This is a genomic window from Anaeromonas gelatinilytica (assembly GCF_016820635.1).
Lineage (GTDB): Bacteria > Bacillota > Clostridia > Tissierellales > SIT17 > Anaeromonas > Anaeromonas gelatinilytica.
In genome coordinates, this window is record NZ_WSFU01000097.1 from 1 (window position 1) to 8164 (window position 8164).

5 protein-coding genes and 2 riboswitches are annotated in these 8164 nt (G+C 35.0%); all 5 genes read left to right on the forward strand.

Annotated features, from left to right (window positions below; all coding sequences use genetic code 11):
- Positions 1–217 precede the first annotated feature (217 nt).
- A complete protein-coding gene (locus GOQ29_RS08265; protein WP_203372183.1) occupies positions 218–793 on the forward strand; it encodes a TetR/AcrR family transcriptional regulator in 576 nt (191 codons plus the stop codon).
- 80 nt (positions 794–873) lie between these two features.
- Positions 874–2172 carry an MFS transporter gene (locus GOQ29_RS08270; RefSeq protein ID WP_203372184.1) on the forward strand — a complete coding sequence of 433 codons (1299 nt, stop codon included), beginning with the start codon at positions 874–876 and terminating at the stop codon, positions 2170–2172.
- A 25-nt stretch (positions 2173–2197) separates the two neighbouring features.
- Entirely contained in the window at positions 2198–4612 is a 2415-nt protein-coding gene (locus GOQ29_RS08275) for a PEP/pyruvate-binding domain-containing protein (RefSeq protein ID WP_203372185.1), read from the forward strand.
- Between the two features lie 451 nt (positions 4613–5063).
- A riboswitch (cyclic di-GMP riboswitch) is annotated at positions 5064–5153 on the forward strand.
- Positions 5143–6147: a ketoacyl-ACP synthase III gene (locus tag GOQ29_RS08280; RefSeq protein WP_203372186.1), complete on the forward strand. Its 1005-nt coding sequence runs from the start codon at positions 5143–5145 to the stop codon at positions 6145–6147. It overlaps the preceding riboswitch by 11 nt.
- Before the next feature lie 27 nt (positions 6148–6174).
- Positions 6175–7707: a methyl-accepting chemotaxis protein gene (locus tag GOQ29_RS08285; protein ID WP_203372187.1), complete on the forward strand. Its 1533-nt coding sequence runs from the start codon at positions 6175–6177 to the stop codon at positions 7705–7707.
- Between the two features lie 187 nt (positions 7708–7894).
- A riboswitch (TPP riboswitch) is annotated at positions 7895–8001 on the forward strand.
- Positions 8002–8164: the final 163 nt, after the last annotated feature.

Sequence of the window (8164 nt, forward strand, 5' to 3'; positions counted from 1 at the left end):
GCAATAAATGAAGCCACTGGAATTGTATCTAGCTATAGGTCTAATTTAAATAACTGGAGAGAAAAGAAGAAAGGTGCCCTTAAGGAAGGTAAAAACTTCACTAAAAAATCTCCTGAATTGGGTCTGAATATTTTATTCAGGGGGTGAGGTTCACTAACTTTTAATGAAAAGGTATTATAATATACATGGATATAATTTGAGGTAGGAGGTGAAGTTTTTGGGTCGTCCATATACTGAGGAAGAACGAGCGGAGCTAAAGATAAGAATAAAAGAAATTGCTTCGAATATGTTCAGTAAACAAGGATTTAAGGATTTTAGGATACAGCAATTAACAAAGCAAGTTGGTATTTCGTTGGGCGGGTTTTATACCTTTTACAAAGATAAAGAAGCGCTTTACGAGGAAATCCTGCGTGATGAGAAGAATCGAATACGCAAAAAAATTCTAACGATAATAGAAGAAGAAAACCAAACACCGAAGGATTTTTTTGCAGATCTCGCCAATGTCTTTTTAGATAAAACAGCCACAAACAAATTTTACACAAATGAATATAGCGGTTTATTAGAAACATTGGTTTGGAATGACGATCCCATTACCGCAGAAGATAATCTGCATTTCATACAGCAAATCAGAAGAATATGGGCAAATAAGGGGATAAATCTTTCTGCATCTGATGAAGAACTGGCATCCGCCGTTGCTACGCTAGCTATACTGTGCACTCATAAAGACAAGATAGGCACTGGTTTTGATTCGTGGTATCAAGTAATTGAAAAATTGATTCTCGACCATCTTTGATATTTTTTACCCAACCTATGAAAATAATTTGATTTTTTCATAGGTTAATGCTATACTGTTCTTGAAGGAGGTGTTTCGGTTTGAACAGACATAAAAGAGCTGCAATACTCGTCGGTTTATTGCTTTGTATGGGTGCCTCTACCATTATGCAAACCTATTTCAGTAGTGCACTGCCCGCAATCAGCGACAGCTTTAAATCGGTTTCTTTTTATTCATGGATACATGGCAGTTATATACTGGCTTCTTCAGCCGTCATCATATTGTCCAGTGGGTTGTGTCAAAGATTCGGCAACAAAAAAAACTTCATCATAGGTTCTTTATTATTTGGTGTGGGTACTATAATAGCCCCATTCAGCAGTTCCATGCTGCATCTTGTGATAGCAAGAATCGTTATGGGGATAGGAGCAGGAGTAGTAGTGCCGGCAACCTATGGGATAATAGGCGAACATTTTGAGAAGGAAAAGTATTCGGCTGTTTTTGCTGCTTTTGCCGTTGTACAGATATTATTTAATGGACTAGGTAGTTTGGCTGGCGGTTATCTTCCCCAGATTGCTTCATGGCAGGCGATCTTCTACTTTTTACTTCTAGTTGAACTGATAAGCTTCTGGTTGGTATTCCGAAATCTTTCTGATAGCGTTCATGTAATGCAATTAGTGCCTTTTCAATTTCGGCAGCATTTACTTATGATTATTGCTATTCTTCTTACAACCTTGGGTATTGAGCAAGCGTATCATCAACAATATCTATTGCTGGTTCTCGGTGCCGTATTGCTTTTCTTTGTGGTGTGGAAGGATGCCAAAAAAGGAAATATACTGCTCCCAAAGGAATTTGTAAACGACCCTTTATTGAGAAACCTGTGCCTTCAGGTATTTCTGTTGGGAGCATTCTATAATGTTTGTCTTGCATATCTGCCAAGTCTGATGCAATTTTCTATGGGCTTCAGTGCAGATACCGCAGGCAATTTGCTGACGGTATTCGTCGTTTTCATGGGCATCGGAAGCATACTGGGAGGATTTATTAAAATTTCTGAACGTTCAGCCATATTAATCGGATGGTCGGCAGGCTTGGTAGGCAGCGTTTTTATGCCGTTCTTCTTTACGCTGGCTGTGGGGTTGCTGGGATTTGGCTCCGGTGTGTTAATGTCCGTATTATTGGGATATACAGCTACCCGAACGCAAGGTCATGCTGCTGGCGTAAACAGCACCGCCCATTTAATTCGTAATTTTGGCGGCAGTATTGGAACCATACTATTTCAGTTTTCACTGAATTATCCACAGCAATATTATATTTGGGGCGTTCTGATTCTCGCCTTATCAGGGGCAATTGTAGCGTCCGTATCTTTTCGATTTAAGCACATTGCGAACAAACCGAAAGCATGAATTTCGAACTGGAGGAGATTTATCTATGAAATATATAAGGATGTTTCAGGAAGTAAAAAAAGAGGATGTTTCTGTCGTCGGAGGAAAAGGCGCGAATTTAGGTGAGATGTTTAACGCAGGTCTGCCTGTACCCGATGGGTTTTGCATTACAGGAAATGCGTTTGACGAATATATGATGCGAAACAGCTTTGAGCCGCAGGCATCAAGTTACAGCGACAAGCTTCGTGTTCCAATAGCCATAGGACAGATTTGGGCTGAATTTGAGCAGGAAATTGTAGAATGTTACGCTGCACTCGGACAAAATATGAGAGTTGCCGTCCGTTCCTCTGCTACTGCCGAGGATTTGCCAGAAGCCAGCTTTGCTGGGCAGCAGGAAACGTATCTTAATGTTGTTGGTAAGGAACAGCTTATCACCGCAATAAAGAAGTGCTTTGCATCCCTGTATTCAGCACGCGCCGTCACTTATCGGAAACAGGCGAACTTTGATGCAGTCAAGGTGTCCTTGGCGGTGGTTATTCAAAAAATGGTTGAAAGTGAAATTTCAGGTGTCCTTTTTACTACTGATCCTGTTAGTCAAGATACAGATCGAATTATGCTTAATGCCTCATGGGGGCTTGGTGAAGCGATTGTTTCAGGCAAAGTAACACCGGATATTTATATATACAGCAAAAAGCAAAGACGTATTATCGATAAAAAGTTAGGCGATAAAGATATTCTTATCTGTTACGGCACTACTGGGATTGAAGAAAGGAATATACCGACGGAGCAAAAAGGCCGCTTTTGCCTAAGTGACAAACAAGCGTTTGAGGTCTTTGAAATGGGCCGAAAAGTAGAACGGCATTATGGCAATCCACAGGATATTGAATGGGCTATTTCCAATGGCAAGCTATATTTATTACAATCCCGCCCTATTACAACTTTAAACAAAACAAATGAGAGACAGCCAGAGCTTTCCGCATCTCAGAAAGCAGTGCTGAATAATTGGATTGAGCATTGTCCTACTCCTCTTTATCCTCTGGATGTAGAACCATGTGAAATAGTAGATAAAGCAAAATCAAAAGTTTTTCATGAGCTAGGCATTTCAATCGGCGGCGAATTAAACATGGATGAAAAAGGCATACTTTCCTTCTCGGCAGGTATGATGCGTATCTCTCCGCGGATTGCGAAAGTCCCCTTCTTGCTTCGGCGTTTTACAAGTTATGCAGTCAATTCATCGAACACGGACAGTAGATTTTATATGATAAAAAAGAAACTAAATGAAAAATGTGCGGTTGAGGTTTCCCGGCTATCAGTCCATGCATTGGTTCAGCAGCTAAAAGAACTGATCGACCTATCAGAAGAGATTGCTTATGTTCGCTTTCGATACAATATTTTCCCTTCTGTCGCTGTTTCCAAGCTGCTTTATCCGACCTTACACCGAGTAGATAAAAACATCAATGAATTTGACCTGTTAAGCGACTTGCCCTATAAGACGTGGGAGTTGAATGTTGCATTAAGAAAACTTACCGCTCACATTCAAAATCATGGTGAGCTGAAAAAAGCTATCATGGGTCAGAGAATAACGGATAGCAGTGCCATAGCAGCCATTCGGAACAACTATCCTGATTTTTCGGTTAAGCTGCAGGATTTTCTCAATGAATTTGGATGGAAATCCAGCAGCAGTTATTGCGCATTCGGCTCCGTATCATGGCTTGAAGATATGACTTCGCTATTTCCTTTGATAAAAGTCCTGTTACTGTCCGATAAAAAGGACTCAGAGAATAGCAAATATCAGGCAATCCTTGCGAAAATTTCAAAGCGTTTCTCTGCAAAAAAAGCTGCCAAGGTACGTAAGAAGATTGAGGAAATACGCGGGTATCATGTGAACCGGGAAGAAAGTCTTTACCTGATAGAAATGTGCTATGGACTGGCACGCAGGATTGCATTTGAGCTGAATCATCGGTTTCCAGAAATATTTGAGCAGCCGAAGGATATTCTTTTTCTTACATTATCGGAGGTGTACGCCCTGCCTGCTGAGATTAAGGATTATAAAAATCGAATTGCAGTCAGAAAAGCCAGCCGTCCACAAAACGAAAGATTATGGAATAACTTTTCTCTTGGCGGAAAGCTTGATGATAAAAATACGCTGACGGGTATATCCGGGAACCGGGGATTGTGCCGGGGACAGGTTAAAAAAATTTTAACCTTGCAGGAATTTGATAAAATGCTGCCGGGTGATATTCTGGTTTGCCGTTATACCGATCCATCATGGACGCCGTTGTTTGTTTTAGCGTCTGCCGTCGTATCGGATACTGGAGGACCTTTGTCCCATAGTGCTATCGTAGCAAGAGAGTATAATATTCCCGCTGTTTTAGGCTGTGGCAATGCAACCGATTCATTACATGATGGACAGGAAATTGTAGTGGATGGAGATAAAGGTATTGTTCGGATTGTTTCTTAAATGTTTTGTATAGGCAATATTATCTTTGATAGATGTTTATTTCTCCAATCAAATAGTATAACTATTACTTTAGAATACCTTAATTTAAAAATAGAAAAGAAATAGCTAAAAATTCATGTTTGTGTTTTATATGGACAACAAAAAATATAATGAAATCTCAAATAAATTGAGAAGGCAGAACATAAGAAAATTAGTCGAAAGTGAAATATTCCCTGCATAGAATAAATCTCAATTAACTATGAAAAGAGAAGAATAGTTAAAAGTTATTAAGAATCCTGATATTTTAAGGGTTCTTTTTAGTTAGTATTAGGATTGCAATAATTTATAAATATAGTCATAAAGGATTATTGGAAAAATATTCTTTATGTGATATTATATCTAATATTATTTATTGCAATATTTAAGTCGAGTTATTAAATTTAAGTGATAAATTTTACAAGTTGTATATTGAACTTAACAAAGGCAAACTTATTGAAAAATAAGGACGCAAAGCTATGGGTCTAAGGAGCAAATTAAGAGGAGAGATAATAATGTTTAGAAATGTATTAATTAGTGGAGTAGGAGCTTATAATCCAGAGAAGGAAGTAAAAAACGATACAATTATTAATCATTTTAAAAAATATCAATTAGATGAACATGTAACTAATCTACTAGACAAGATAGGAAGAAATGTAAGAAAGCAAGCTGATAATAGTGAAAGTATGATAGGAATGGGAGCGAAGGCTGCTAGAGAAGCATTAAAAGAAGCAAATATTAACCCTGAGGATATAGACATGATTATATCCGCCACGGATACACCTCAATATTTAATGCCTTCATGTGCTCTTATGATAAGAAATGAGTTAAATGCTAATAATGCTACCTCAGTATTTGATTTGAATAATAATTGTGTTGGGATGATAAGTGCTATAGATGTAGCCAGCCGATATCTAAAAACAGATAAAAAGTTTAAAAAAGCATTAATAGTTGGTTCCTTATATGTAAGTCCCTTTGCAAAGGAAGATGACATGATTACATATTCTATAGTAGGAGATGGAGCTGCAGCAGTTATTTTGGAGTCAAGGGAAGAAAAAGAAAAAAGAGGATTTTTAGCGACTAGAATGTTCACGGATGATAATTATAATGATACTATAAGGTTTCCTGAATGTGGATTACAGAATATAACTGATGATAGTTTAAAAGGATATGATAGAAAGATGCAATGGAAGCCCTTTGACTTTAGTTTTCTTTCAGATAAATGGTCAGAATTAGTAGTCACTTTATTAGAAGAAAATGAATATAAACCAGAGGATGTCTCTCACTATTTTATGTCACAATTTTCTAAAAATGATATAAAAATTACTTTAGAAAAACTAGGAAGTGATTATGATAAGGCTACATTTGTGGCAGATAAATATGGATATACTGGAAGTGCCAGTCCTATAATGGCACTAAATGAAAGATTAAAAAAAGAAAAATTTATGGATGAAGAATTAATAATTTTTTGTTCGGTGGCTGCAGGATATACGATGCAAGCTTTAAGTTATAAATGGTAATAAATTCAATGTCAATGGAGGTATATAATGAATGAGAATACTAATACAATAATTGAGTATCAAAAGAAAACTTTGAAATTTGTTCTAGTGATTTATTCGATTAGTGGAGCATTAGCCGCTATAACTTTCATATTTATGAAAGTTATAGGATTATATGAGTCAATTAAATGGACAAGTCTTGTCATATTTGGAGGTTTAGTTATAGGTGAATCTATAGCTTTTTATTTGATGCATAGAAAAACTGTGTCTAACGATGTATTTGATACAAAAAATTTTAATATTCTAAAGTATATGATATTTTTCATGACCTTTATAAATTACTTGTTTCTAGTGTTTATGGTACCTTCAAAAGAGTTGTGGATGAGTATATTTTATTTTATTATTTTAGGAGCTTTGTTTTTAGATGTTAAGTTAAATATTGTTTTTATAATAACAGGTGTTTTAAGTCAGATAGCAATATTTACTTTCAATTCTAATACATTACCAGCAGAAGAAGTAATTATTCAAGAATTTATTGTCAGGGCAATAATAATAGTTCTTACTTCCTTTGGTATATTTATGTTTACTCTATTTGCTTCTCGGGTGTTAAGTCAAATACGACAAAGGGAAGAAGAACTTAAGAGGAATAATAAGAAAATCTCAGATATATTTGATAGAACTTCTCAATTTGCACATACCTTATTAGATTCCAGTCAAACAGTTTCTACTATCGCAGAAGAGGAAAGTACTTCTATGCAACAAGTCGCATATACTAGTGATAACCTACTTCACTCTAATAATAATATGTTGAATAGATCAAAAGAAAATACTAATATTTTAGAAAATTTACTTTTAAATAATGAAAGTATAACTGATGAAACTAAAAGTAGTGAAGATTTAGCACTAAATTTGATAAAGCAATCTAATAAAAATGAGATCTCATTAAATGAAGCTTCCAGAATAATGAAAAAAATAAAAGAAAGCATAGAGTTCACATTTACAGCTACAACAAATTTACAAAATAAAGCAAAAGAAGTTGATGAGATATTGGTTATAATTGGAAATATAGCAGAACAAACTAATTTACTTGCATTAAATGCTTCAATAGAGGCAGCTAGAGCGGGAGAGTCTGGAAGAGGATTTGCAGTAGTAGCTGATGAGATTAGAAATCTTGCAGAAAACACTAAAGAATCTTTAAATAATGTAGTTGAAATAATAACAGAGCTTAAAACAAAAATTTCTGATGTGGAAAATTTAATGACCAAAAATAATAATCAAATAACAGAAGGAAATAACATTGTAGGTGATACTGTATATAATGTTAATAAAATGATAGCAGAACTTAAAGATTTTGCTGAGACTATAAAAGATATCAATACTAAGTCAAAAAATCAGCTAAGTGAAACAAGAGAAATAGTTAGTTTTAATGAAAGTATTTATAAAAATACAGAAAACACAATAGAGGAATTTAACAACCTAATGCAGTCAATACAACAGAGTGCTGCTATGAGTGAAGAATTATCAGCTAATGCAGAAAGCTTGAAGGAAATGGCAGTACAAATGAATGAACTGATAAAATAGCCTTCATATTTGGGAAAATTTTTTATAAAGATAAGTTCAGTTATGTCTACAATCATCGAATAGGAATATTGATTTTGAAAGTTTTAAAGATGCTTTAAAATTATGGGAAAATAGAAAATTCAGAAATTATCATAATTAATTATGTTGATTTTATAAGAAAATTATGATAAATTTAAATTGAAAATTAAATAATATTTAGGGGAGCCTGATTGTAGGCTGAGAGTGGGATTTAGCCCAGACCCTCATAACCTGATTTGGATAATTCCAACGTAGGGAAATATAGATGTTATAAATATTATTTTCAATGATATTTATGGATATTTTATGATTATGAGGGAGCATATTTTTTGCTCCTTTTTATATTAGCATAAGCTTATTGCCTTAGGTGATAAGCTTTTTTTATTGTCAAGTAAAGTTTATTTAATAAAGGTTTTAAATTATTGATAAATACAAGTGT

Bases quoted from the DNA above. Each gene is read 5' to 3' on its own strand.
- GOQ29_RS08275 (WP_203372185.1), top strand. From the start codon at position 2,198: ATGAAATATATAAGGATGTTTCAGGAAGTAAAAAAAGAGGATGTTTCT.
- GOQ29_RS08280 (WP_203372186.1), top strand. From the start codon at position 5,143: ATGTTTAGAAATGTATTAATTAGTGGAGTAGGAGCTTATAATCCAGAG.
- GOQ29_RS08285 (WP_203372187.1), top strand. From the start codon at position 6,175: ATGAATGAGAATACTAATACAATAATTGAGTATCAAAAGAAAACTTTG.